This window comes from Arthrobacter sp. ov407, from assembly GCF_900102895.1.
Lineage (GTDB): Bacteria > Actinomycetota > Actinomycetes > Actinomycetales > Micrococcaceae > Arthrobacter.
On sequence record NZ_FNGD01000003.1, the window covers coordinates 49,107 to 70,729 of the forward strand.

General features: G+C 65.3%; 22 protein-coding genes and 1 pseudogene. 11 read left to right on the forward strand and 12 right to left on the reverse strand.

The window, feature by feature from the left end:
* Position 1 precedes the first annotated feature (1 nt).
* Positions 2–505 (reverse strand): MarR family winged helix-turn-helix transcriptional regulator, encoded by a 504-nt coding sequence (locus BLS42_RS04730; protein ID WP_090577934.1) that lies wholly within the window; start codon positions 503–505, stop codon positions 2–4.
* A gap of 67 nt (positions 506–572) precedes the next feature.
* Between BLS42_RS04730 and BLS42_RS04735 the strand changes: the two genes are divergently transcribed.
* A complete protein-coding gene (locus BLS42_RS04735) occupies positions 573–1,214 on the forward strand; it encodes a lactate utilization protein (RefSeq protein WP_090577281.1) in 642 nt (213 codons plus the stop codon).
* A gap of 75 nt (positions 1,215–1,289) precedes the next feature.
* On the opposite strand, the gene BLS42_RS04740 is transcribed toward BLS42_RS04735, so the two are convergent.
* On the reverse strand, positions 1,290–1,991 hold the full coding sequence (locus tag BLS42_RS04740; protein WP_143019143.1) for an alpha/beta fold hydrolase: 702 nt from the start codon (positions 1,989–1,991) through the stop codon (positions 1,290–1,292).
* Positions 1,992–2,276: 285 nt separating this feature from the next.
* On the opposite strand from BLS42_RS04740, the gene BLS42_RS04745 reads away from it, so the two are divergent.
* On the forward strand, positions 2,277–2,900 hold the full coding sequence (locus BLS42_RS04745) for a dihydrofolate reductase family protein (RefSeq protein WP_090577287.1): 624 nt from the start codon (positions 2,277–2,279) through the stop codon (positions 2,898–2,900).
* 121 nt (positions 2,901–3,021) lie between these two features.
* On the opposite strand, the gene BLS42_RS04750 is transcribed toward BLS42_RS04745, so the two are convergent.
* Positions 3,022–4,719 carry a phospholipase C gene (locus tag BLS42_RS04750; protein ID WP_090577290.1) on the reverse strand — a complete coding sequence of 566 codons (1,698 nt, stop codon included), beginning with the start codon at positions 4,717–4,719 and terminating at the stop codon, positions 3,022–3,024.
* Positions 4,720–4,801: 82 nt separating this feature from the next.
* The gene (locus tag BLS42_RS04755) at positions 4,802–5,809 is read right to left on the reverse strand and encodes a DUF6454 family protein (protein ID WP_090577294.1); all 1,008 of its coding nucleotides are present in this window, start codon (positions 5,807–5,809) and stop codon (positions 4,802–4,804) included.
* Between the two features lie 205 nt (positions 5,810–6,014).
* On the opposite strand from BLS42_RS04755, the gene BLS42_RS04760 reads away from it, so the two are divergent.
* Positions 6,015–6,497: a GNAT family N-acetyltransferase gene (locus BLS42_RS04760; RefSeq protein ID WP_090577297.1), complete on the forward strand. Its 483-nt coding sequence runs from the start codon at positions 6,015–6,017 to the stop codon at positions 6,495–6,497.
* A 24-nt stretch (positions 6,498–6,521) separates the two neighbouring features.
* Positions 6,522–7,574, forward strand: coding sequence for a DUF2278 family protein (locus BLS42_RS04765; protein WP_090577300.1), 1,053 nt, complete (start codon positions 6,522–6,524; stop codon positions 7,572–7,574).
* Between the two features lie 9 nt (positions 7,575–7,583).
* Here BLS42_RS04765 and ligD read toward each other — a convergent pair whose 3' ends face one another.
* Positions 7,584–8,819, reverse strand: a complete 1,236-nt coding sequence (ligD, locus tag BLS42_RS04770) for a non-homologous end-joining DNA ligase (RefSeq protein ID WP_090577303.1) — start codon at positions 8,817–8,819, stop codon at positions 7,584–7,586.
* Between the two features lie 150 nt (positions 8,820–8,969).
* Between ligD and BLS42_RS04775 the strand changes: the two genes are divergently transcribed.
* The 3 genes from BLS42_RS04775 to BLS42_RS04785 all read left to right on the forward strand — a co-directional run bounded on the left by BLS42_RS04775 (position 8,970) and on the right by BLS42_RS04785 (position 11,168).
* Positions 8,970–9,293: a hypothetical protein gene (locus BLS42_RS04775; protein ID WP_090577306.1), complete on the forward strand. Its 324-nt coding sequence runs from the start codon at positions 8,970–8,972 to the stop codon at positions 9,291–9,293.
* Between the two features lie 103 nt (positions 9,294–9,396).
* Complete coding sequence (locus BLS42_RS04780) at positions 9,397–9,663, forward strand: DUF1876 domain-containing protein (protein ID WP_090577309.1); 267 nt, start codon at positions 9,397–9,399, stop codon at positions 9,661–9,663.
* 41 nt (positions 9,664–9,704) lie between these two features.
* Complete coding sequence (locus BLS42_RS04785; RefSeq protein ID WP_090577312.1) at positions 9,705–11,168, forward strand: protein adenylyltransferase SelO; 1,464 nt, start codon at positions 9,705–9,707, stop codon at positions 11,166–11,168.
* 63 nt (positions 11,169–11,231) lie between these two features.
* Here BLS42_RS04785 and BLS42_RS04790 read toward each other — a convergent pair whose 3' ends face one another.
* Positions 11,232–11,606, reverse strand: coding sequence for a hypothetical protein (locus BLS42_RS04790; RefSeq protein WP_090577315.1), 375 nt, complete (start codon positions 11,604–11,606; stop codon positions 11,232–11,234).
* A 292-nt stretch (positions 11,607–11,898) separates the two neighbouring features.
* On the opposite strand from BLS42_RS04790, the gene BLS42_RS19910 reads away from it, so the two are divergent.
* Together BLS42_RS19910 and BLS42_RS04795 are read left to right on the forward strand one after the other, a co-directional pair.
* Positions 11,899–12,084 carry a hypothetical protein gene (locus tag BLS42_RS19910; protein WP_143019144.1) on the forward strand — a complete coding sequence of 62 codons (186 nt, stop codon included), beginning with the start codon at positions 11,899–11,901 and terminating at the stop codon, positions 12,082–12,084.
* Between the two features lie 128 nt (positions 12,085–12,212).
* Positions 12,213–12,734, forward strand: a complete 522-nt coding sequence (locus tag BLS42_RS04795) for a hypothetical protein (RefSeq protein WP_143019145.1) — start codon at positions 12,213–12,215, stop codon at positions 12,732–12,734.
* Positions 12,735–12,891: 157 nt separating this feature from the next.
* Here BLS42_RS04795 and BLS42_RS04800 read toward each other — a convergent pair whose 3' ends face one another.
* The 3 genes from BLS42_RS04800 to BLS42_RS20130 form a co-directional block, all read right to left on the reverse strand.
* A complete protein-coding gene (locus BLS42_RS04800) occupies positions 12,892–13,353 on the reverse strand; it encodes a hypothetical protein (RefSeq protein WP_090577321.1) in 462 nt (153 codons plus the stop codon).
* Positions 13,350–15,854, reverse strand: coding sequence for a molybdopterin-dependent oxidoreductase (locus BLS42_RS04805; protein WP_090577324.1), 2,505 nt, complete (start codon positions 15,852–15,854; stop codon positions 13,350–13,352). The genes BLS42_RS04800 and BLS42_RS04805 overlap by 4 nt, the downstream gene beginning before the upstream one ends.
* A gap of 70 nt (positions 15,855–15,924) precedes the next feature.
* A complete protein-coding gene (locus tag BLS42_RS20130) occupies positions 15,925–16,080 on the reverse strand; it encodes a hypothetical protein (protein WP_176803186.1) in 156 nt (51 codons plus the stop codon).
* An 89-nt stretch (positions 16,081–16,169) separates the two neighbouring features.
* Between BLS42_RS20130 and BLS42_RS04810 the strand changes: the two are divergent.
* Both BLS42_RS04810 and BLS42_RS04815 read left to right on the forward strand, forming a co-directional pair.
* Positions 16,170–16,628: pseudogene (locus BLS42_RS04810) on the forward strand (manganese catalase family protein); the annotation flags it as partial.
* Positions 16,629–16,774: 146 nt separating this feature from the next.
* Positions 16,775–17,647 carry a Rieske (2Fe-2S) protein gene (locus BLS42_RS04815; RefSeq protein WP_090577327.1) on the forward strand — a complete coding sequence of 291 codons (873 nt, stop codon included), beginning with the start codon at positions 16,775–16,777 and terminating at the stop codon, positions 17,645–17,647.
* Between the two features lie 36 nt (positions 17,648–17,683).
* On the opposite strand, the gene BLS42_RS04820 is transcribed toward BLS42_RS04815, so the two are convergent.
* The 3 genes from BLS42_RS04820 to BLS42_RS04830 all read right to left on the reverse strand — a co-directional run bounded on the left by BLS42_RS04820 (position 17,684) and on the right by BLS42_RS04830 (position 21,289).
* Positions 17,684–18,259: an antibiotic biosynthesis monooxygenase gene (locus tag BLS42_RS04820; protein ID WP_090577330.1), complete on the reverse strand. Its 576-nt coding sequence runs from the start codon at positions 18,257–18,259 to the stop codon at positions 17,684–17,686.
* A gap of 79 nt (positions 18,260–18,338) precedes the next feature.
* The gene (locus tag BLS42_RS04825) at positions 18,339–19,604 is read right to left on the reverse strand and encodes a cytochrome P450 (protein ID WP_090577333.1); all 1,266 of its coding nucleotides are present in this window, start codon (positions 19,602–19,604) and stop codon (positions 18,339–18,341) included.
* Positions 19,601–21,289, reverse strand: coding sequence for an FAD-dependent oxidoreductase (locus BLS42_RS04830; protein ID WP_090577336.1), 1,689 nt, complete (start codon positions 21,287–21,289; stop codon positions 19,601–19,603). Before BLS42_RS04830 ends, BLS42_RS04825 begins: the two co-directional genes overlap by 4 nt.
* Between the last annotated feature and the right edge of the window lie 334 nt (positions 21,290–21,623).

Sequence of the window (21,623 nt, forward strand, 5' to 3'; positions counted from 1 at the left end):
CTCAGCCGAACGTGCAGTCGACGATGACTTTTCCAAGGGCGGTCTCGAGAACGGCGAGTTCCTGATCGTCGAGCCGCTCGACGAACAGTTTGGACACACCGCGAAGATGCACAGGCACCGTTTCCGCCAGACGGGCGACGCCGGCGTCGGTCAACGCGACAACCACGCCGCGCCCGTCCCCGGCGACGTTCGCCCGGCGCACCAGGCCATCATCAACCAACCTCGCGACGCGGCGCGTCAATCCCGAGCGCGAGATGAGCGTGCGGACTGCGAGGTCAGTCATCCGTAGCTCGCCGCCCGCCGCGGCCAGCTGAGCCAGGACGTCGAAATCGGCGAGGCGCAGGCCGGTGTCCTCCCTGAGATCGGTGTCGAGCTGGCGCATGAGTGTGGCGTGGGCGTGCAACAACGCGCGCCATGCCTTCTCTCCGCGCTGCCCGGGAAGCGACTCGTCGACAAGCCGGTCGAAGAGGGCAGCCACGGCGGTTGGTGGGGAATTTTCGTCCATGTTCACCAGTTAACTCCTTAGGTATTTGCAATCGCAAGTACAACAGAGCGGTGAGGAGGACCGTCTCATGAGTGAAGTACAGCCCAGCAGGACACTGAGTCGCGAATTCTCGGCCCAGGCCGAGGAGGACCGCGTGGCGCGGACCGCGGTCGGGCTGGAAGCGAACGGGATCACCGTCCTTCGCGCCCGGACCAGCGCAGAAGCCAAACGCATGGTCCTGGATCTCATCCCCGCGGGGTCGCAAGTGCATCAAGGCGCATCGGCCTCGCTCGAGGCTGCGGGCATCACCGAGGAGATAGAGAAGTCCGGCCGGTACAAGCCGCTCCGACCACGGCTCCACGCCATGGACCGCGCGACGCAGGCCGGCGAGATCCGCCGCCTCAGCGCGTCGCCCGACGTCATGCTCGGTAGTGTCCACGCCATCACCGAGACCGGGTCGCTGGTTGTCGCCTCCGCAAGCGGCAGCCAAATCGGCCCGTACGCATCCGGCGCCGGCAAGGTCATTCTCCTGGTTGGGACGCAGAAAATCGTTCCGGGCCTTGAGGACGCACTGCGCCGCGTCCATGAATACGCCTTCCCGCTGGAGGACGCGCGGGCCCAGGCAACCTACGGTGTGCACAGCGGCGTGAACAAAGTTCTCATGATCAATCGCGAGTGGGTCCCTGGCCGCATCACGGTCGTCCTCTGCGATGAGGCGCTGGGGTTCTAGTCGTGCCAGAACGGACGCTCGGTGTCGGGAATGTCGGTAACCGTCAGGGTGAGGAATTGCGGCTTGATGGGCCGCCTAGTCCGCGACGCGTCGATACCCGCCGCTGACCCAGTCGGCGACCAGTCGGCCGTAGTCCTCCGGTGCTTCTTCCCACGCGAAGTGGCCGGCGTCGAGAGGATGCATCTCGCTGTGGGGGAGGAGGTCGTCCAGGTATTCGCTGTTCGACCACGGCACGAGGTCATCGTGGCGGCCCGCGACAATTTGGGTCGGCGTGGTGATGGACGGCAGCAGATCGTGCAGCACCGGGTTCTGCTCGGGGTAGGTCCGCACAAACCGCGCCGACTCTGCGAAGCGCCCGAGGTCGTAAGCGCTGACGTAGTCCTCGTGGACCTCCGGCTCGCTGATGCTCGGGGCGGCCGGCTCGACCGCGTATCCGATATTCGTTCTGGCGTCGAGGGCGCGCACGTCATCCAGAGTCGGCGCTTCGATGATCTCCTTGAGCGCCCCGCCCGCGTCGATCGGAAAGCGGACCGCGCCGCCGCCGATGGTCAGGCTCGTGACCCGATCTGGGGCCTTCGCAGCAAGGAAAAGCGCCGCGGCCGTGCCAACGTCCGGGCCGATGACGTGCGGAACTCCCAGGCCCCATTCATCGATCAGGCGGGCCAGGAAGGCTCCGGAGCCGTCCGGGGCGATCAACTCCGGGCGACCGGCCGACCGGCCGTCCGCCGGCGGCTCTGCCTCGGCGGTCCGGTTCGAGGCGCGACAGTGCCCGAGCAAGCTGGGGGAGTAGGGGGCTGGGAATAGGGCGTGGCCGACGGCTTCGGGACGGGCTCGTCCTGCGCTACCGCACCGAGGAGACCGACGACGGACTCACCGGCGTCGAGGGGACCTTCACGACCTGCTTCGTCGGGCTCGTCTCAGCCCTCGTCGAGATCGGAGAGGTGGTACGCGCCAAGGCACTGTGCGAACGTTGAAAACCGTTGCTTCGCAGAGGGATCATGTGACAGCTTCGAAGTGATCCCGTCGCCGGGGCGGCGACGGGCGACAGAGAAGGAGCACGGCATGGGACTCATCCATATCGACCTGTTCACCACGCTCGACGGCGTCGCGCAGGCGCCCGGCGGGCCGGACGAGGACACTGACGACGGTTTCGCATTTGGCGGCTGGCAGGCGCCTCTCATAGACGAGGTAGTCGGCGAGCAGATCAACTCTGGGATGGCGGGGATGGACGCGCTGCTGCTTGGGCGCCGGACCTACGACATCTTCGCCGCGTACTGGCCGCACGCCGACGGGGAAATCGCGCGGCTGTTCAACCGCCTCCCGAAATACGTGGCCTCGCGCCAGACGCCCACCCTCGAGTGGGCCGACTCCACACTGCTCGGCCCTGACGTCGTCGCCGCCGTGCGCGAACTGCGCGACCGGCACGCGAACATCCACGTCATCGGGAGTCTCGAGTTCGTGCAGACCCTGTTCGCCGAGCAGCTCTTCGATCGGCTCACGCTCTGGGTGTATCCGATCCTCCTCGGCGGTGGAAAGAAGGTCTTCGCCGGCGGGGTGGTTCCGACGAACCTCAGACTCATCGAGCCGGTCGTCGTCTCACCGAAGGGTGCGGTGCTGCAGCGCTACGCGCTCGCCGAGGGCACGCCTGGCGTAGGCGATATGTCGGCCGTTGACCAGGGGGGCTAGGCGTGTTTCCAATACCAGTGCTGCGCTGCCGATGACATGAAACGCCACCCGGCAGCTGGCCGGGTGGCGTTTCCATGGGGGCTGTTTGGCCGGCGGTCACCGACCGGACTGCTGCAGGTGTTTACTTTCCCGAGTTGTTGTTGCCGTGCTCGGTGGAGGCGACGGCGCCGGTCTGTTCGTTGAGCAGGACCTTGTCGTTGCGCTGTTTGTCGAAGTTGAACATGGCGTTCACCGAGCCGGCGGTGGCGTCGGCAGAGGCGTCGCCGATCTGGCCCGTGCGCCAGTTGTCCTCGATGAAGCGCAGGATCGAGGCCTGGTCGGTCTGGGTGTGGTCCACGTAATTCTTCTTCGCGTAAGGGGAGATGACCACTAGCGGCTGGCGGGGGCCGGGGCCGCAGCGGTCAGCGTAGCCGCCGGCCATCGGGACTCCGCTGGCTGCGGCGTTCCGGCACCAGGCGTCGTCGTCGGCGGTGTTGGAGGAGTTCTTTGCTTTGGCGGCGACGTGGTCGTACCAGCCGTCCGAGTCGTCGTAGGCGAGCACCACGGCCGTGTTCTCCCAGTTCTGGGATTTCTGGATCTGGTTCACGGTGTTGGTGATGAAGTTCTGCTCGTCGACCGGGTCAGAGTAGGCGGCGTGGCCGTCCTGGAACATTCCCGCTTTCAGGAAGGACACGGCGGGCATGTTGTCGGTGTTGACCACCTTGTTGAACGCGGTGAGGTCGTACTGGTGGTTCGCCTGGCCGTTGTGGCCGATTTCCGCGTCGGACGCCGGTGCCAGGTGGTGCGGGTTGGCGGTGGAGGCGTAGTACTGGAACGGCTGGTGGTGCGGGGAATAGTCAACGACGCTGGCGCCGGCGGCGTTCGTGTGGCTGGACAGGCACGACCCCGGGGCGGTCGCTGTCGCGGCGGTGGTCGGTGTGAAGCCGCCCTGGAACCAGCCCCAGGACGTGCCCTTGGCGTTGAGCAGGTCGCCGATGTTCCGGCCGCTCATGCCGGCAAGGTTGCCGGCCTTGGCGTGGCTGTTGTTCGAGCAGTCGTCGTGGACCGGGTCCGGGTCGTTGATGACGGTGCCGACGCCGTTCGCATCCGGCTGGCGGACGGCGCTGCTGCCGCCTGCCGGCGTGGCCACGGGTTGTCCGGTGGGGGTGTATTCGGTGGCCCCATGTGTCTGGCCGGAGACCAGATTCAGCGCCCCCGGTGTGGAGGGGCCGAAGACGGTGCTGAAGTGATTGTCGCTCATTGAGTAGTTCTGGGCGTAGTTCCAGATACCGGTGACGGTGTTGCCGTCGTAGTAGTCCATGGTCAGGCCGGGACGTCCGTACTGATTCGTGCCGCAGGCGTCGCGGCTGGTGAACTGGACGAACTTGTCCATCGCCCCGCCGTTGTAGGCCTTCTGCTCCGCGCCGTAGTTGTGGTCCTGGTCGCAGGTGACGGCCTGTGCCGGCGAGAGTCGGGCAGGCTGCGCCGAGTTGGGGTTGTTCGGTGCCAGCAGTCCGGTGGTGGCCAGAGTGTTGATGTCCTTGGGGGTGTTTTTCGCGGCGGTGAAGGAGGCCGCCGCGGTGCCGGTGCCCTGCTGGGTTTCACCCGGGGCGTTGGCAGCGTGGGGGTAGGTGGCGAAGTAGTGGTCGAAGGAGACGTTCTCCTGGAAGATCACCACCACGTGCTTGATCGGCGTCGCGGTACCGTTGTGGTTTCCGCCTGCGGAGGCCGGACCTGCGCCGATACCGATCAGGCCGGCTGTCAGTGCCGAGGCCGCCAGGGCTGTGGCGCCCGTGGCGGCGGCGATGCGCTTTCGGGTGAATCGTTGTGGACGAGGCATGGGGGTATCCAATCGTTCCTGTTCAGGGACGCCGGTGGCTGATGGCCGGCATTCGTATGCTGCTTGGGGGACCGGATTCCCGTTACTTGGCGGGGGTGACGGTGGCTTCGTAGGTGAGGATTTCGGTGCCGCTGCCTTCGTCGCCGTTGTCGGGGGCCACCTTCATGGTGAGGTGTCCGCCGTCGGCGGTCATTTTGAACGGGTTGCGCGTGGCCACGTGCCCTGCCGTGGACCACTGCTGGAACGGGACGTCGCGGATCACGCTGCGGGATTTGAGGTCGATCATCGCCATGCCGCCGAGTTCGTAGGTGGCGCCGGTGCCGCCGGCCGCCGGGGTCTGCGGGAGGTTGGTGATCCCGCTGCAGAGCATCCTGGAGCCGGGCACGTACTGGCAGTCCTGGTAGTCGACGAAGTAGTTCGGGTTCTGCCAGGTCGAGAGCTGCTTGCCCTGCAGGTCCCATTCCGCGAAGCGGCGCGAACCCCAGGTGTTGCCGACCAGATGGCCGGTCTGCTTGTCCATCACGATGCCGCCGAAGTGGTCCTTCACCTGGAACTGCTTGTGCACGTCGAGGGTGCTCGCGTCGACTCGGTAGATGATGGCGCTGCTGTCGGGCCGGTACTGGGCCACGGGAACCCAGACATTGGTGCCGTCGAAGTCGATGCCGCCCGGGTGGTACATGTCGCCCTCGCCCAGGATGATGTCCTTTTGCAGGTTGCCGGCCTTGTCCATGACGAACAGGTGGCCGACACCCCTGCCGGGGGTGCGGTCGAACCCGTTCTGCGGGGTCGGGAACTTCACGGTCGGTTCAATGATCTGAACTGCCGAGAGGAAGATGTGGTCCTGGCTGTAGGCGATTCCCTCGGTGTGGTACGTAGGGAAGTTCAGCTTCAGCTTGGAGGTCTGCTGCCATTTCGTGTTCCGGTCAACACCGTTGAAGGTGTCGGCCAGGGCCGTGTTCCTGTCAGCGTGGTTGCCGGAATCGGTGTTGTTGCCTGCGGCCTGGGCGGCCGCAGTGGCGCTGATTGCAGACGCGGCCAGGACGATTGCTGCGGCGGCCGTGAGGATGCCTCGGGTGCGAGTCGTGCTCATTCGGGAGCCTCTCAAAGTTGGATCTCAACAAGAGATCGCCACGTTACTTGCCGGTAATGAACCCCCGGTACGGACAGGTGAACGGCAGATGGCCACAAGCGAACCGGCGGAGGCGGACACAGGACATCGCGTATGTCTGGTGCAGATGCGGCCGGGACCGGTGTGGGGCCATTTGTGAAGACCGTGCTGTGCTTAGAATGCAGGAATGTTGCTAAGGCCCACGTCAGTCGCTGATCTGGACGTTTTCCTGAGCTGGATTCCCGACGAAGAAGCCATGGTGCTGTGGACAGGACCTACGTTCTCGTGGCCACTAAGCCGATTCCAGCTGGAGACGTACCTGGCCAATGCGAACCGCCAGTACTGGACTGGAATCGATGAAACCACCGGCGCGGTTCTCGGGCACGGCACCCTGCTGCTCGACGACGAAGCACGGACGTGTCGTCTGGGCTCCATCATCGTCGATCCGGGCCGCCGGGGCGAAGGGCTGGGGCGGAAGCTGATGGAACTGTTGAGGGCCACAGCCTACGGGACCCCGACCGTAACCGAATTGACCCTAGGCGTGATCGCCCACAACACTCCGGCCCGAAGCCTCTATGAGTCGCTTGGCTTCCGGGGATCCGAGGTTGTCAGGCGTACCCCGATGGGTGACCAGATGTGGGAAGCGATCTCAATGCGGCAAAGCCGGTGAGTATCCGAAGGATTGGAGTCCAAAATGCCGTTGAAAGAATATGGAGTTCTTAAGGGGACCCCCATTAATCGTAGGTTGGGGTCCGGCAGCAATCCTCATTATCAGATCCACGTGGTTGACGACACGACCGACTACCGCATCGCAGTCAACGTTGCCTCTGCCCTCAGCCCCTCGGAGGTTGAGTACCTTGTGGATTCTCACTTCGAGCATCCCTTCCTGGCGCAACTTGATGCACTGGAAACGGGCTGGCACCAACTCGAGTCGACGCCGGGCGGCCCGGCCCTGGATTTCATTCGATCCAATCTGTTCGACCCGCGCGACATGGTGCCGCTGCCATTCAACGTTCCCGGACCGGACAACGATCTGAATGAGAAAATCGACCATTATGTGCAGCGGGCGATGGCTGACGAAGACGCGTTGATCTACGCCTTCGGGGAGCGATGGGGGCCGGAGGAACGCAAGAAGGACAAGATCTTCGGATTCATGCCGGGCAATGGCGTGCACGATATCCACATGAATCAGGCAAACGTTGGCCGCTTCGTCGCGGACGACGGCGTCTACCAGGACGGCGCACTGGTCCTGTACTTTCCGCACCAAAACCAATGGGTGGGGATATTTCTCAAGTTCCAGTCCCAGACCTGGCACACTGACGATACGACGGGCCATCAGATCAGGTCGGAGGTCAGCGGTCCGCCTTCGGATTCGGGCATTTCGCTGCGGCCGTTTGATCCTGGCTTCCTTCCGACGCCGGAAGCACCCGACGGTGCGGTACGCATCGTGGGAGCCCTGGCGAATCCCGTGGTGTCTCCAGAAGTTGAGACGGTGACCCTGCTTAACGCCACGGGCCAAACCGTGGACCTGCATGGTTGGCGGATACTCGACAAGGACAAGAACGCGATGGATTTGTCCGGTTCGATTGAGGCCGGCGACACAGTTCGGATCACGCTGATACCGACGGTTGTGCTGCCGAACAACGGAGGCCAGATTACACTGCTCAACCCGGACGGGTTGCGGGTCGACGGCGTCGCCTATACCGAGCGGGACGCATCACTTCCCGGGTTCTCGATTGCATTCTGAAGGCGGGCTTTAACGCCCCGGCCACTCTTTGCCCGCCCACGGGTCGTAGTCAGCGACGAGCTCCTCCTGTGACGGCCGCTCATTTTCGGGGACATGCTGCAGGTTCACCCGCACCCGGTACCAGAGCGAACTCGATCCGCGCATTCCGTCGACGAGTATGTCGGCGGGATGCAGGGCCGGGACAAGGCCCGCATGCCGTGTCTTCCATTCATCGAGCGCCGCGAGCGCCTCGGGCTTGGTCTTGGTCCGTGCCACCTCGATAAGCGGCATCACCGACTGCCGGCGGCCCAAGCCATCGCCAGCGCGCGGCGGCTTTTCGGCGGGTCCTAGTTCGGCAGCCAAAGCGATGAGTCTGTCGAGTGTCCCTACCGCGTCGTCGATGCCGGAGTGGGGGTCGCCCATCACGGCGAAGCGCTCAAGCACCGTGGGCGCCGTGAACTGTTCCGGCCGGGTGGAGGTAACCTCGTCCCAAGTGAGCGGGGTCGAGACCCGGGCGTCGGGCAGGGGTCGGATCGAGTAAGCCGATGCTACGGTGCGGTCCTTGGCGTTCTGATTGAAATCGACGAACACACTCTCACCACGCTCCTCCTTCCACCACCGCGCGGTGGCGAGGCCCGGAGCGCGGTTCTCGACCTCGCGGGCGAGGGTCTCGGCGGCGAGCCGCACGTCACGGTAGGACCACTGGGGCGCGATGCGTACCAAGATGTGGAGTCCCCGCGAACCGCTCGTCTTCGGCCACCCCACCAGTCCCACATCGTCGAGCACCTCCCGCGCGACATAGGCGACGTCAACGATCTGCGACCAGTCGACCCCCGGCATCGGGTCGAGGTCGACCCGGAGCTCGTCGGGGTGCTCGAGGTCCTCCGCGCGCACGGGGTGCGGGTTGAGGTCCAGGCATCCAAGATTCACGACCCACGCCAAGCCCGCAGCATCCCGGATGACGGTCTCTTCGGCTGATGTCCCCGACGCGTAGTGCAGCGTCGTCGTGTAGATGAAGTCAGGGTGGTTTTCAGGCACGCGCTTCTGAAAGAACGGCTCAGCGCCGATCCCCTTCGGGAAGCGCTTGAGCACCATGGGTCGTCCGCCGGCGCCCCGCAGCGCACCATCCGCGACGGCGAGATAGTAGCGAACCAAGTCGAGCTTGGTCAGCCCGGGCTCGGGGAACACCACCTTGTCCGGATTCGAGATGCGAACCTCGTTACCGGCAATGTCGAGGATCTCGGCGGGGGTCTTCGACGGGTTCATTCCGCCACGCTAGCAATGATCGGATGTCCCAGCCAGAGCAGCTGTGCGGCCGGCGAAATTGCTGACGTTAATTGGTTCGCACGACCCCATAAGCTGGCCCGCAGGCATACTCTACGACTGAAGGCTTTCTTCCAACGCCGGGAGCTCATCATGGACGCCGAATTCGCTGAGGTCATCGATCATGACGTCACCACCATCACCTGCGTATGCGGCAATACCGTCAGCAACGAGGGATTGATTCAGGCCAACTCACAAGGCATCCCGGTTCACATCGGCGGAAACACGGCAGTGCCCGCGGGGCTGGCTACGTGGCCTGAAGACGAGGATCTCTACACCCTGTGTCCCTCATGCGGCCGCGTTTACCATGACGTGGTCATCGAAGAGACAGGGACCGCGCCCGTTGCTTTCCGAGTCGATATCACTGCCGGACCGATTGCAGAGGCAATCCGTGTCCACTGGGACCTCAACACGTAGTCCCCGTGACCCTGCATGAGCCTGCACAGCGGGGAAGTTTGCGGACCTTGACGGCTTGCCCAGTGCTTGGCATGGTGGAAGTCAGATCGGGGAGGCGAGCACCATGCAAGAGAAAAGCTGGTCGGTGAACATCGTTATCGACGAACATGAAAACCAAACGCGGGCCACGGCGCGATTGAGGGCTGAGAACCGGGCAGAACTGGAAGGTGTCGGGTTGGCCAGGCTGAATCCGATTGACTCCGATGTCCCGGAGATCGGGGACGAGCTGGCGACCGCACGCGCCCTGGCGGACTTGGCGCATCAGCTGATCGAAGTCACCGCGGCCGATATCGAGAAAGTCACCAAAGAACCTCCGCATCTCCGCGCTTAGCCCTGCGACGTTGCTGACAGTGTCGACCGTATCCTTGATAGATGAGTGACATCGCGCATTCAACTGTCACATTTGATGGCCGCTTCGCCCGGGAGTTCAAGGAGATGGCTATTCCTTGGCGCGCGGAGGAGGCTCCGGACCCGCACCTTCTGGTGCTCAACGAGCAACTCGCCACCGAGCTAGGTCTCGATCCGGCCTTTCTGCGGAGCCCTGAGGGTCTGCTTTTGCTGATCGGCAACGCCATCCCTGCGGAGGCCAGTCCGGTGGCGCAGGCATACGCCGGCCACCAGTTTGGCTGGTACGCACCCCGTCTCGGCGACGGACGCGCACTCCTGCTCGGCGAGATCGGGCACGCGGACGGGCAGCTCCGCGACATCCACCTCAAGGGATCGGGACGCACGCCGTTTGCGCGAAACGGCGACGGCCAGGCAGTGGTCGGTCCCATGCTGCGCGAATACATCGTGAGCGAGTCGATGCACGCGCTGAACATTCCCACCACACGATCCCTCGCCGTCGTCGCGACGGGGCGCTCGGTGCAGCGCGAGACGGTCCTGCCCGGCGCCGTTCTTACCCGGGTTGCCAGCAGCCACCTGCGCGTCGGCAGCTTCCAGTACGCCCGGTCCACGGGCGACATCGGCCTCCTTCGCCGCCTCGCCGAATACGCAGTATCCCGTCACCACCGGGCCGCCGCGGAGGCCGAGAACCGTTATCTCGCACTATTCCAAGCGGTCATATCCGCCCAGGCTTCGCTGGTGGCCCAGTGGATGCTCGTAGGATTCGTTCACGGGGTCATGAACACCGACAACATGACGATCTCGGGCGAAACCCTCGACTACGGGCCGTGTGCCTTCATGGAAGGCTTCGACCCCGCCGTCGTCTACAGTTCGATCGACGAAACCGGGCGCTACGCCTACCGCAATCAGCCGGTGATGGCGGAGTGGAACCTTGCCCGGCTCGCGGAGTCCCTCCTGCCTCTGCTCCACGATGACCAGGAGCAGGCGGTGGAGCTCGCGGTGGAAGCACTCAGCGACTTCCGCCGGCAGTACAGTGAAGCCTGGTCGGCAGGCATGAAGACCAAGCTGGGGTTCCGCGAAGGGCTCGACGATGAAGTGACCTCGCCTCTTGTGGACGAACTTGTGGCTCTGATTCGGGAGTCACGGGCGGACTACACATCGTTTTTCCGGCACCTCGGCAAAGCCGCCCGCGGCCAGGCTGAGCCTGCGCGGGGCCAGGTTCTGGACCCGGCAGGGTTCGATGCCTGGGTAAGGCGCTGGCGCGCCCTGGCGCCGGATGCTGACGCCATGGACGGGGTCAACCCCGTCTACATCCCGCGGAACCATCTGGTGGAGGAGGCCCTGACCGCCGCCACCGGCGGGAACACGGGTCCGTTGGAACGGTTGATGGACGCGGTAGCCTCACCCTTCGAAGAGCGGCCCGGTCTCGAGAATTACGCCGCTGCCGCCCCGGAAAACTTCGGCCCTTACCGGACCTTCTGCGGAACCTGAGCTGCTGAGGCAGGTTGCGGCACGTAACCATCGTCCCCGACGGTTCGAGGAATCCGCTCAGGCCTAAGCGGCCGGGGCTGACGCCGGGCCGTTTCCTTCCGTGAGCTCCCGGCCGATCGGGGCGGTTCGGATGTCGTCGGCGGCATTCCCTTGGATCTCCTGGGGGAGCGGTGCGAGCGGGAGTTCCCGGTGGAGGATGTAGTCGCAGGCAGCGGGGCCGGTCATCGCCAGCCCTGTGCACAGGCCGCCGCGCTGGTTGGGCCGGATGTTCACCGCGCGCAGCCCTGCTCTGAAAGTTCTGGCTGGGGCGGGCGTGGATCCCCGGAGGGAGCACCAGCTGAGGTATAGACCGTACAGCTCTTCCTGGGTGAGCCCGTCAGCGTCCTGATTCCGGGCGATGCAGTCATTGACGAATTCGTGTAGCGGTGACTTCAGCATCTTGGCCTCCTGCGTCCGGCGGCGTAGCCGCTCAACTGGCACAGCTATCAAGGGGTGAAGCAAAACCATCCCGGGCTTCGCCGGGCACATAGAAAATTTAAGATGTCGGGCTGCGCCTGTCAACCAGAACATATCTCTTGATTCGCTGCCCGCCGGACCAGCCGGCGGGGCTCGCAGGGCCTCGCCTCCAGGACATCCACGTCGGCGGCATCCAGCAACACTGGCCCTTACCTTCACGACATTCAATTGTTAGCGTGAGGGGAGTTGTCTGCCGAAGGAGCTGGAGAAAGTCATGAGCAACGAATCGAGCGTGCCGGGCGAAAACGTGAGTGACGGCGGACGGGACGGAACCCGTCGCATCCCGAGAGACCCCAGGGACGATGAAGGCACTACGGCGTCCTCCGGCCCGGCCGAGGACCAAGACAGCGAATCCCCGGACACCCGGGGCCTGACAACAGATACTTCACCCAGCGAGTAACATGCCATGGCGGTGCTTCAGGGGCCGGACCCGGCCATTGGCAGCGCCACAGGAGATCACACGGGATACCGGATATCCGTCCGTCTGTCCCCCGCACGGGACAACACAGCTGCGAAAGGTGCATGACCATGAACGCTGGAGAGCACGGGAATGACACAACCGGGGAGAGTTCGTTGGCCGCGTACCTGCACAGTCACCTGATAGCCGCGGCGGCTGGCGAGCGTCTCTTCGGACAGGCGGCCAAGACGTGGAAGGACTCGCCAGGCGGCGAAACTATCGGCCGGCTCGCGTTGGAAGTCAGCGAAGACAAGGCAGCACTTCAGGGCATCACCGAAGGGCTCGGCCTGGGCATGCCGGTCTACAAAAAGCCCTTTGCCTGGACAGGGGCGCACCTGGCGTCCCTTGGCCCGCTCAATCCGCTGCACGCCAGGACCGGCGCCGCCGAACAGCTGGAGCTCGAAGCCCTGATCAGTGCCGTCACCGGTAAGTCACTGCTCTGGAAGACGCTGGTCCTGCTGTCCCGCATCGACCCACGCATCGGGCATGAGCCGGTCAAGAATCTGTTGGACCGGGCCACGGGACAGCTCCGAGAACTCGAGGGTCTGCTCCTGGATACGGCGGCGGAACGGTTCACCGACGCCGGCCGGTGAGATTCCGCCGTTTGCCGACAGAACTGTCGACCTGAGGATCAGCGTGCTGCCAGGTCACTAACGTGGAGCCACGCCTGCCCGGGTTCCTTCGCAGACGGAGCGTGAGTCTGTCCAGGACGGCTCTTCCGGCGGTGCTGTGTGATGTCTTTCGACGGACTCAGCGTGCCGCGACGAGGGCCTGGGGTGCGGCCTGTTTCATCCGGGTTTGCAGCCAGCGCAGCTGGGTGGCTGTTTCGGCATCGCATTGTTCCACGACGGCGAGTAGCTCCTTATCGCGCAGCGCGGACCCTGCCTGTTTGACCATCGTCCAGGTGACGTCGACGAGGCTGGCCAGCAGGTAGAGGTCCTGCAGGTCGCGCAGGAGCCCGACGGGACCCTTGCGGGTCGTGTTCAGGCCTTGGGCGTGTAGCCGTTCGGGCTCATTGTCTGAGCTGTTTTCACCGTAGCGATGTACGACGGGGCCGAGGAGTTCACCGTGGCGGTCGCACTGCGCTGCCAAGGTACGGCAGAGGAAGTGGACGTCCGGCTCTGCCCCATGGCCCTCTGCCACTTGGCGGAAAGATTCGGCGAGGGTGTTCTCTGCCTGGTGGAGCATACCCAGATAAATGTTCAGGTTCATGGCTGGCGACCCTCCCGGGCGTTTCTGATCGCGTCGGGGAACCGGGGTGCAGGTTCGGTACCCGGCGTTTCCGTGGCGTGGGCCCCGTCGCCGCCGGCAGTGGCCGGGACCGGTCGGGAACCAGGGGCCGCGGCCGGCCGGGACGCTGTCGTGGTCGGGGCCGGCGCCGGTCCGGTGGCATCTCCGATCTTCTCCACAGTCACCGCCGCGTTCTTGAACATCGGCTGCTTGGATACGGGGTCCCATTCAGTCGCGGTCAGTTCATTCGCGGCCGCCGGATGGGCTCCGGGTCCGCCGCCGGTATCCCAGTAGCCGTAGTGGAACGGGGCGAACACCGTGCCGGGCGCGATCCAGCTGACTCTTGCGGGGATCTCGATCCGGCCCCGGCGGGAGGTGACCCGGACCAGGTCGCCTTCGGAAATTCCGAGCCGGTCCGCGTCCTCCCGGGCCAGTTCCACCCAGGCCCGCGGCGCCGCGTCAGTCAGGGGGCGGGAGCGGCCCGTTTTGGTGCGGGTGTGGAAGTGGTAGGCTGTGCGCCCGGTCGTATACCGGAGCGGGTAGTCCTCGTCGGGTTCCTCGTGCGGCGGGTGGAACGGGGCGGTCTTGAACAGGGCCCGTGCGCCGGTGTCCTGAGCGCGGAAGGCCTGGGCTCCCACCGTGGCGCCGGTGAGCAGGTCATGGCCGTAACTTTCGCAGTAATCCGGGTCCGTGGGAAAAACGCCGTCCCCGTACAGGCGGTCCGTTCCGTTCGGGTGGTCCTCGTTGCAGGGCCAGGGGATACCGCTGCCGCCGCGCAGCCTGTCATAGGTGATTCCGGTGTAGTCGCACGGGCGTCCGCGGGAGCAGTTTTTCCACGCCTCGAACGCGTCTTCGGGCCCGGTCCAGTCCAGCAGCGGCCCGCCGTCCAGAGTCGTGAAATTCATTCTGCGCGCATAGTCGAGGAAGATGTCCAGATCGCTTCGGGCCTGGCCTGGAGGGTCAACCGCCTTGTCGGAGAGGTGCACGATGCGGTTGACATTGGTGAACGTTCCGGTTTTTTCGCCCCACCCGGCTGCCGGCAGCACCACGTCCGCGTACTGGGCTGTTTCGGTGAGGTAGAGGTCCTGGACGACGAGGAAGAGGTCGGGTTTGGCAAGGATGTCCCGGATCCGGGGAAGTTCCGGCATGGACACCGCCGGGTTCGTCGCCGAGATCCACAGAAAGTCGATCGAGCCCTGCTCGGCGTAACGGAAGATCTGCATGGCATGGGTCGGCGGCGCCCAGTGCGGGATGGTCATCGGATCCACTTTCCAGAGCCGGGCCAGTTCATGGATGTGGTCGGGATTTTCCCAGTTGCGGAATCCGGGCAGGTCCCCGTCTGCGCCGCATTCCCTGTTGTTCTGCGCCGTGGGCTGGCCATTCATTTGGAGGACCCCGCGCCCTGGCTCCCCGAGCATTCCGCGCAGCAGGTGCAGGTTGTTGACCTGGCACGACGCGGCCGTCGCCTGCGAGGACTGGTAGAAACCCTGCAGCACGGTGGATACGACCCGGGCGGAGGTGCCGAAGATTCGGGCCGCGTCCCTGATGTCCGCGGCTGGTACGCCGCACACGGCGGCGGCGGCCTCGGCTGTCCACGGCTCGACCGCTTCCCGGAGGCGGTCCAGGCCCAGGGTGTGGTCGCGGATGTAGCCGGCATCCTGCCAGCCCTGGGCGAGGACCTCGCGGACCAGGGCGTGCATGAGTGCAAGGTTGGTACCGGGCCGGAGGGCCAGGTGGACGTCGGCGTGGCGTGCGACCTCCGTGTCGCGCGGATCCACGCAGACGATCTTGGGCCGGTCCGGGCCGGCGATACGATCCAGGACGCGGGACCAGAGCACCGTTTGTGTCTCGGCCATGTTGTGGCCATAGAGGAAGAGCGCGTCGCAGCTGTCGATGTCGGTATAGGATCCGGGCTGGCCGTCGGCGCCGAAGGACTCCTTCATGGCAGCCGCCGCCGTGGCGGTGCACAGCCGGGTGTTTCCGTCCATGTGCGGGGTACCAATGCCGGCCTTCCCGATCACGGCGAGGGCGTAGTACTCCTCCAGGAACAGCTGCCCGCTGGTGTAGAAGCCGTGGCTCAGCGGGCCGCGCTCCGCCAGCAGCTCCCTGCTCCGGTCCACGATCCGGCGCATCGCCGTGTCCCAGTCGCATTCGATCAGTTGCCCGTTTTCGCGGATCAGGGGACTCGTCAGGCGGTCCTTGTGAGACACGCCCTGTCGGCTGGCGAAGAGCCCCTTCGGTCCCAACCTGCCGTGATTGACCAGATCCTGCGCCCGGCCGCGGATCCCGACCATGGCGCCGTCCTTGACGGCGATGTCGCAGGCACATCCGTTGCTGCAGAGCACACACGCCGACTGCACCCACCGGTCGATATCGCCCAGCGCGATGCCAGGGTCCAGGACCTGATCGACGCGGACGGGCCACAGGGCGTCCCGGGGGTAGGGGGTCCGGGTTCCCCAAATTTTGGCTATCCGGTCGACCATGTCACACCTTCTCTACCTTCAGGCCAAACGCGGCCGGGGTGCTGCTTCGTGACCGACGCCTACAACCTGTCTACCCGGCCGCGTCTTCGGGTCCAGTGCCGGATCTCCCTTGGTCCGGCTCGTCGACGTCCCCATCGAGTTTCCGGGCAACGTCGCCAGCAAGCGAGTCCCTGGCCGACTCGTCCTCGTCGCGGCGGTCCCTGTCTTCATCTGGAATCTCAGTCATGAGGCCCAACCTAGCGCCCGCCGCCCGGCCTGTCGACCTAGAAGCAGGACGGGCCGCCCGGACGGACACCACCGCACGGCATTGCACGCGGCGGGCAGTTCGGCGAGATGCGCACGATGATGCAGTACCTGTTCGAGAGCATGAACTTCCGCGGCGACGCAGCCGCGAAGCCCTACAAGGACCTGCTCCAGGGCGTGGGTACGGAAGAGATCAGTCACGTCGAGCTGATCGGCACCACCATCTCCCGGCTGCTGGACGGGTCTCCCCAATACCAGGGCAAGAAGACCGACCCCGTGGACCAGTCCGGCGCCAAGGGGGCCACGCCCCTCAAGATCGCGCTCGACAGGAGCAACATCCACCACTACCTCGTCGGCGCCCAGGGGGCGTTGCCGGTGGATGCGGCCGGCAACCCGTGGAGCGGATCCTATGTCTACAACAGCGGCAACCTGGTCCTGGACCTTTTGTACAACCTCATGCTCGAGTCCACCGGACGGCTGCAGAAATGCCGGATCCAGAGAACCCAAGAAGAAATAGCCCGACGCAGGACGAGCCCGACCAGTGCCCTCCGCCCTGGCCGGCTCGTCCGAGGCAACCCGCCAGAGGGTTGCTGGCACCCAGTTGGTCCTCCGGGGGCTGTGCAGATGAGTGCCGGGAAATTAGGCTCAACTCAACGATCAGATGATGGAGGAAGCACATGAAACCGTTGCCGCTGCTGAATCTCGTTTCCCGTCTGGAGGACAGTCTCTGGCTTGATCCTTTGGTCGCGGGAGTTAAAGGAACCGTGAACTCGATCGTCCGGTTCCCGTGGCTCCGTGATGTACTCCACGGGGTGCCGTTGGGACATCCGGTCCACCCCTTTGGAGTCCAGATACCGATGGGGGCGTGGACATCGGCCGCCATTTTGGATGCTGTACCCGGCAACGACCGGGCGGCCGGCATATTGATTGGCGTGGGTGCCATCACCGCGGTTCCTTCCGCCGTTGCCGGTTTCACCGACTGGTCAGAACTTCACGAGCAGCAACAGCGCGTGGGCCTGGTCCACGCCGCGGGGAACCTCACGGCCACCGGTCTCTATGTCGCGTCACTGGTGGAACGCTCCCGCGGGCGGCAGTCACGAGGCAAGCTGCTCGGGTATCTGGGATTTGCCACGCTTGCGGCCGCCGGTTTCCTCGGCGGCCACCTCACCTACCGTCTGGCCGCCGGTGTAAACCACAGCGAGGATGTTCCGCACCGCTTCCCTGTGGGTTGGCACGCCCTGGCCCCGCTGGACGAGCTCGTTGAAGGCAAGCTGGAGCGGAGGATGGTGGCCGGGATGCCGCTGCTCGTGTTCCGCCGGGGCGACGGGGTCCACGTCTTGTCTGATGTCTGCAGCCACCTGTCCGGCCCCCTCCACGAGGGCAAGGTCGAAGAACGCGGGGAGCCCTGCGTTGTCTGTCCATGGCATGGGAGTACGTTCTCCCTGCGCAGCGGAGAAGTCATGGGCGGGCCGGCGACAGCGGGCCAGCCGCGATTCAGCACCCGCATCGAGAATGGTCTGGTTGAGGTGTCCCTCCCCGGGGCAGGGTAAGGGGGAGCTGACCACGCGGTCGGCGGGTGCCCCGCGTCAGCGCTTCTTGCGGAGCCAGGGCCCCAACAGCCGGGTGGTGACCGGAAGGAAGACATACGTCATCAGCGGCGTGAGGAGACAGGTGGCCAGCAGCACCTGGAACGCAAGGGGCCACTCCTGGGTCAGCGGGTGCAGCAGGAAATTGGCCAGCAGACTGAGTGGGAAAAACGGCAGAAAGATGCTGACCATCTGCTTCCACCGGGGAGGTATAACGGTCTCGGGAACGCTGAGTTGGACATCGCCGGGCTGCGCGAACCAGCCTTCGATGCCAGTGCGCCGCTCGATCTGCGTGACTTCGACGAGGTCTGCCGCGCTGTCGATCCACCAGCGCCGTTCGTCGGACTGCTCCCAGTCGTTGAGCATGTCGGCGTTGGCAAAGCGGTACAGCATGTGCCATTCGTTCGAGTCAGGGGCTGAACGCACCCAGCCGGAGCCGAGATAGCCCGGCCATTCGCGGGCGAGTTCCTGGCCTGCGTGTGCCCAGGCGCTGGCCTGACGTGTCCGGCCGGGCTGGACTGTGCGGGCAACGGACACAGTGACGGGCTGGAGCTGGGAATCGGAGATGGTCACCATACGAATCTTACCGACGGCGCCGCAACGCTCGCGTGCGACGTGTCGGACTCGATAGGACCGGCGGCCAGTGCCGCCTGAACTAAACGCCCTGAGGGTGTTGAGCAGCCTGGCCAGAGTCGGCGATGCCGTCGATGTCTATCAGCAGGTGGGAAGGGCCGCGCAGGAACGGGCTCGGCCGGTACGGGGGCGGCTCGGCGACAAGCCGCGGGTTCTCCAGCCTCGTGGCGAATGCGGTGAGCGCGGTCTGAGCCTCCAGCCGGGCCAGCGGCGCCCCGAAGCAGAGATGGACGCCGCCGCCAAAGCCGAGGTGTTGATTGTTGCGCCGGTCTGGGATGAAGAGGTCGGGGTCCTTTACGTGGGCTGGGTCGCGGTTGCCGGAGGCCAGGACCAGGGTGAGGGAGGCGCCGGCCGGGATGGTTGTGCCGGCGATATCGATGTCGTCGAGGGCTGTACGGAAGGGGACGAAATGGACGGGCGGCTCGTAGCGCAGCAGCTCCTCGACCATCGGGATGGCCAGGTCGGGGTCGTTGCGCAACCTCTGGAGCTCGGCCGGGTGGCGGAGCAACGTCAACGCGCCGTTGGAGATGAGGTTGACGGTGGTTTCATGTCCGGCAATGAGCAGGAGAAGCCCGGTGCTCACCAGTTGCTCGTCCGGCAGGCGGCCTTCCGGACCGTCGTCGGTGGCCATCGCTGAGAGCAGATCCGTGCCGGGCGCCTGCCGGTGGGCTTCGACCAGCTCCTCCATGAAGGCGCGCAGTTCTTTGCCGGCCTCAGCCCTCTTTTTTTGCTGTGTTTCCGGATCGAGGCCGGGATCCGTGGATTGCAGGGCCACGTCCACCCAGACCCGGAAGCGCTGTTCGTCGCCCGGGGGCACACCCAGAAGTTCGCAGATCACCGTGACGGGCAGCGGATACGCCAGGTCATCGACGACGTCGATCCGGTTGCGGGCCTTCATGTTGTCGACCAGGTCGGTGACAATTTCCGCCATCCTCGCCTCCATCCCGGCGACCCTGCCCGGCGTCGTGGGCGGTCCGAAATGCCGCATGGTGATCCGTCGAAACTTGTCGTGGTCAGGGGGGTCCATGCTGAGGAAGGTCGGAGTCATGCCCGGGCCGTCCCCCTCGTCGCCGGCGGCACCGGCAGCGGCGGCCGCCGGGTTGCGGCTGATGTCGGAACTGACCCTCGGGTCGTGCAGCAGGGCAGCGATCTCCGCGTAGGTGCTCACGAGGTAACTGCCATCCGGAAGCCGTGTCACCGGGGTCTTGCGGAGCTCGTCGTAAAACGGGTAAGGGTTCGCCCTGTTGGAGTAGTCGAGGATCTGCTCCCATGAGCTGGGCTGGGTCATGGCCAAGGCTCCTTGGTTCGTGGGGAGGTTTCTGTGGGTCTCCGGGACGGGGTGTCACCGGCGGCGGGGTTGGTCAGTCTGGCGCGGCGTTCATTGGGATCGTGTCCGGTCACGACGACGGTCGCATCCTGGGTTGGGCTGACTGCGGGCTTGAATCTGGCCGGGACGGGCTGGGCATGGGCTGACTCGTCGATGTGGTGGAACGTCGGCGGAAAGGGTGCTGCCTGCTCGATCAGCGGTTCGTAGAATTCCAGCCATCTATTCTGGTTGAAGGCGACTGCAGCCACGATGCGGCCCTTATAGCCATAGACGGCCAGGAATCGCCGCTGCGCGACCGATCCTTGGACGATGGCGACCTCGTCGGCGACCGAGGGCACGCCCACGCTCTTGATTTCTGTGCCGAACTGGACTGACCAGAATTTCGGCACCTCCAGGTGCGGCCACCGTTCAGTCCCGCGGCTGACCATGTTGTGTGCCGCGACCTCGGCCTGGGAGATCGCATTGCCCCAGTGCTCGACGGCGAGGAATTGGTAGCCGTACATCGGCTGCGGGGCGCGCGCAATGTCCCCGGCGACGAAGACGTCGTCAGTGACCAGGCCGTTCGCGTCGAAGGCGCGGCAGCCGGCGTCGCAAGCGACGCCCCATACGCCGCATGCCAACCCGGAATCGGCGAGCCATTCGACATTGCGGACGGCGCCCAGCGCGGCGACGGCCACATCCACCTCAAGAATTGTGCCGTCGGAGAGAGCGGCCCGGCGCAGCTGTCCAGTGGCATCGGCCTCAAGAGACAGGACCCGGACGCCGCAGCGCAGATCCACGCCATTCTCGACCTGCAGCTCCCCAGCGACTGCGCCGATCACCCCGCCGAGGGCAGCCACGAGCGGAGCCGGACCGGCCTCCGCGACAGTGACCGGAAGGCCGAGTTCCCGACACACGGAAGCGACCTCGCAACCAATGAACCCGGCGCCGATGACCAACACCCGACGCGGACGGCCCGCGAGGAGCTTTCGCAGAGTTGCGGCGTCCTCCCGGGTGCGCAACGTCAGGACGCCTGCCAGGGCCGCCTCCGCGGCGTTGGGCCAGGCGCGGGCCCGCAAGCCGGTGGCGATCAACAATTTGTCGAATCCGATCCGGCTGCCGTCGGTGAGGTGGAGCTGCTTCGCGGCCAGATCCAGTCTGGTCGCCGCCACACCCAGCCGCCAGGTGGCGCTGATGTCCCGGTGGCGGGGAAGCGAGGTGTCTTCCAAGGGCACAGACCCGGCCAGGACCTGTTTCGACAGCGGTGGCCGGTCGTAGGGTTCGTGGGGCTCATCGCCGACCAGAGTCAGCGAACCGGCGAACCCTTCCTCACGCAGCCGCTCCGCCGCGCGCAGCCCCGCCATCGATGCTCCAACGATGACGATACGTCCGGTTCCCTTGAAGGTGCCCCCGCTGTCCTCATCGGGGGCAACCGTCGGTGGCGGTGCGTTCGGATGCGGCGATCCGTCCTGCCCGTCCAGCTGTTCGAGCCGGATGGCCTGAACAGGACAGGCAACGGCGGCCCGCCGAATCCTCGTGAGCTGCGCCCCGTCAGGGTGCGGATCGTAGGTGAGGGCCTCGTCCCCCTGGATCGTGAAGACGTCCGGGGCGAGAAAGGCGCACTGAGCGTATCCCTGGCATTTGGTGAGATCGACGAGGATCCTCATGCCGAACTTCTCCCTCTAGCGGGTCCCATTGCGGTCTTGCGATCTCCGGCGGCCAATGGGGCCGGCGCTTCCGCCGGTCGAATCGAGCCCCTCCTTGGTCCCGGCAGGACTTCCGGGGCCGGGAGCCGAAACCTGGGACATGGATTCCCTTCTTGACGAAGTGAACCGAGTCTAAGCCTCGTGAACGGGCCGCGGAAGAGGCCTGTGACCTGCTACGGCGAGGCCCGACTGACAACGAATGGCGGATTTTCGGGGACTTTTGCTCAGCAATATCAGGTGTCCATCGGTTCATCAGCGGAAGTTGTCCGGGACTATTTCGGCGAACGACGCAGTT

Bases quoted from the DNA above. Each gene is read 5' to 3' on its own strand.
- BLS42_RS04790 (WP_090577315.1), bottom strand. From the start codon at position 11,606: ATGCTGAAGTCACCGCTACACGAATTCGTCAATGACTGCATCGCCCGG.
- BLS42_RS04815 (WP_090577327.1), top strand. From the start codon at position 16,775: ATGAAACCGTTGCCGCTGCTGAATCTCGTTTCCCGTCTGGAGGACAGT.
- BLS42_RS04830 (WP_090577336.1), bottom strand. From the start codon at position 21,289: ATGAGGATCCTCGTCGATCTCACCAAATGCCAGGGATACGCTCAGTGC.
- ligD (WP_090577303.1), bottom strand. From the start codon at position 8,819: ATGAACCCGTCGAAGACCCCCGCCGAGATCCTCGACATTGCCGGTAAC.
- BLS42_RS04755 (WP_090577294.1), bottom strand. From the start codon at position 5,809: ATGAGCACGACTCGCACCCGAGGCATCCTCACGGCCGCCGCAGCAATC.
- BLS42_RS04780 (WP_090577309.1), top strand. From the start codon at position 9,397: ATGCAAGAGAAAAGCTGGTCGGTGAACATCGTTATCGACGAACATGAA.
- BLS42_RS20130 (WP_176803186.1), bottom strand. From the start codon at position 16,080: ATGACTGAGATTCCAGATGAAGACAGGGACCGCCGCGACGAGGACGAG.
- BLS42_RS04735 (WP_090577281.1), top strand. From the start codon at position 573: ATGAGTGAAGTACAGCCCAGCAGGACACTGAGTCGCGAATTCTCGGCC.
- BLS42_RS04775 (WP_090577306.1), top strand. From the start codon at position 8,970: ATGGACGCCGAATTCGCTGAGGTCATCGATCATGACGTCACCACCATC.
- BLS42_RS04760 (WP_090577297.1), top strand. From the start codon at position 6,015: ATGTTGCTAAGGCCCACGTCAGTCGCTGATCTGGACGTTTTCCTGAGC.
- BLS42_RS04765 (WP_090577300.1), top strand. From the start codon at position 6,522: ATGCCGTTGAAAGAATATGGAGTTCTTAAGGGGACCCCCATTAATCGT.
- BLS42_RS04730 (WP_090577934.1), bottom strand. From the start codon at position 505: ATGGACGAAAATTCCCCACCAACCGCCGTGGCTGCCCTCTTCGACCGG.
- BLS42_RS04785 (WP_090577312.1), top strand. From the start codon at position 9,705: ATGAGTGACATCGCGCATTCAACTGTCACATTTGATGGCCGCTTCGCC.
- BLS42_RS04805 (WP_090577324.1), bottom strand. From the start codon at position 15,854: ATGGTCGACCGGATAGCCAAAATTTGGGGAACCCGGACCCCCTACCCC.
- BLS42_RS04795 (WP_143019145.1), top strand. From the start codon at position 12,213: ATGAACGCTGGAGAGCACGGGAATGACACAACCGGGGAGAGTTCGTTG.
- BLS42_RS04800 (WP_090577321.1), bottom strand. From the start codon at position 13,353: ATGAACCTGAACATTTATCTGGGTATGCTCCACCAGGCAGAGAACACC.
- BLS42_RS04825 (WP_090577333.1), bottom strand. From the start codon at position 19,604: ATGACCCAGCCCAGCTCATGGGAGCAGATCCTCGACTACTCCAACAGG.
- BLS42_RS19910 (WP_143019144.1), top strand. From the start codon at position 11,899: ATGAGCAACGAATCGAGCGTGCCGGGCGAAAACGTGAGTGACGGCGGA.
- BLS42_RS04745 (WP_090577287.1), top strand. From the start codon at position 2,277: ATGGGACTCATCCATATCGACCTGTTCACCACGCTCGACGGCGTCGCG.
- BLS42_RS04820 (WP_090577330.1), bottom strand. From the start codon at position 18,259: ATGGTGACCATCTCCGATTCCCAGCTCCAGCCCGTCACTGTGTCCGTT.
- BLS42_RS04750 (WP_090577290.1), bottom strand. From the start codon at position 4,719: ATGCCTCGTCCACAACGATTCACCCGAAAGCGCATCGCCGCCGCCACG.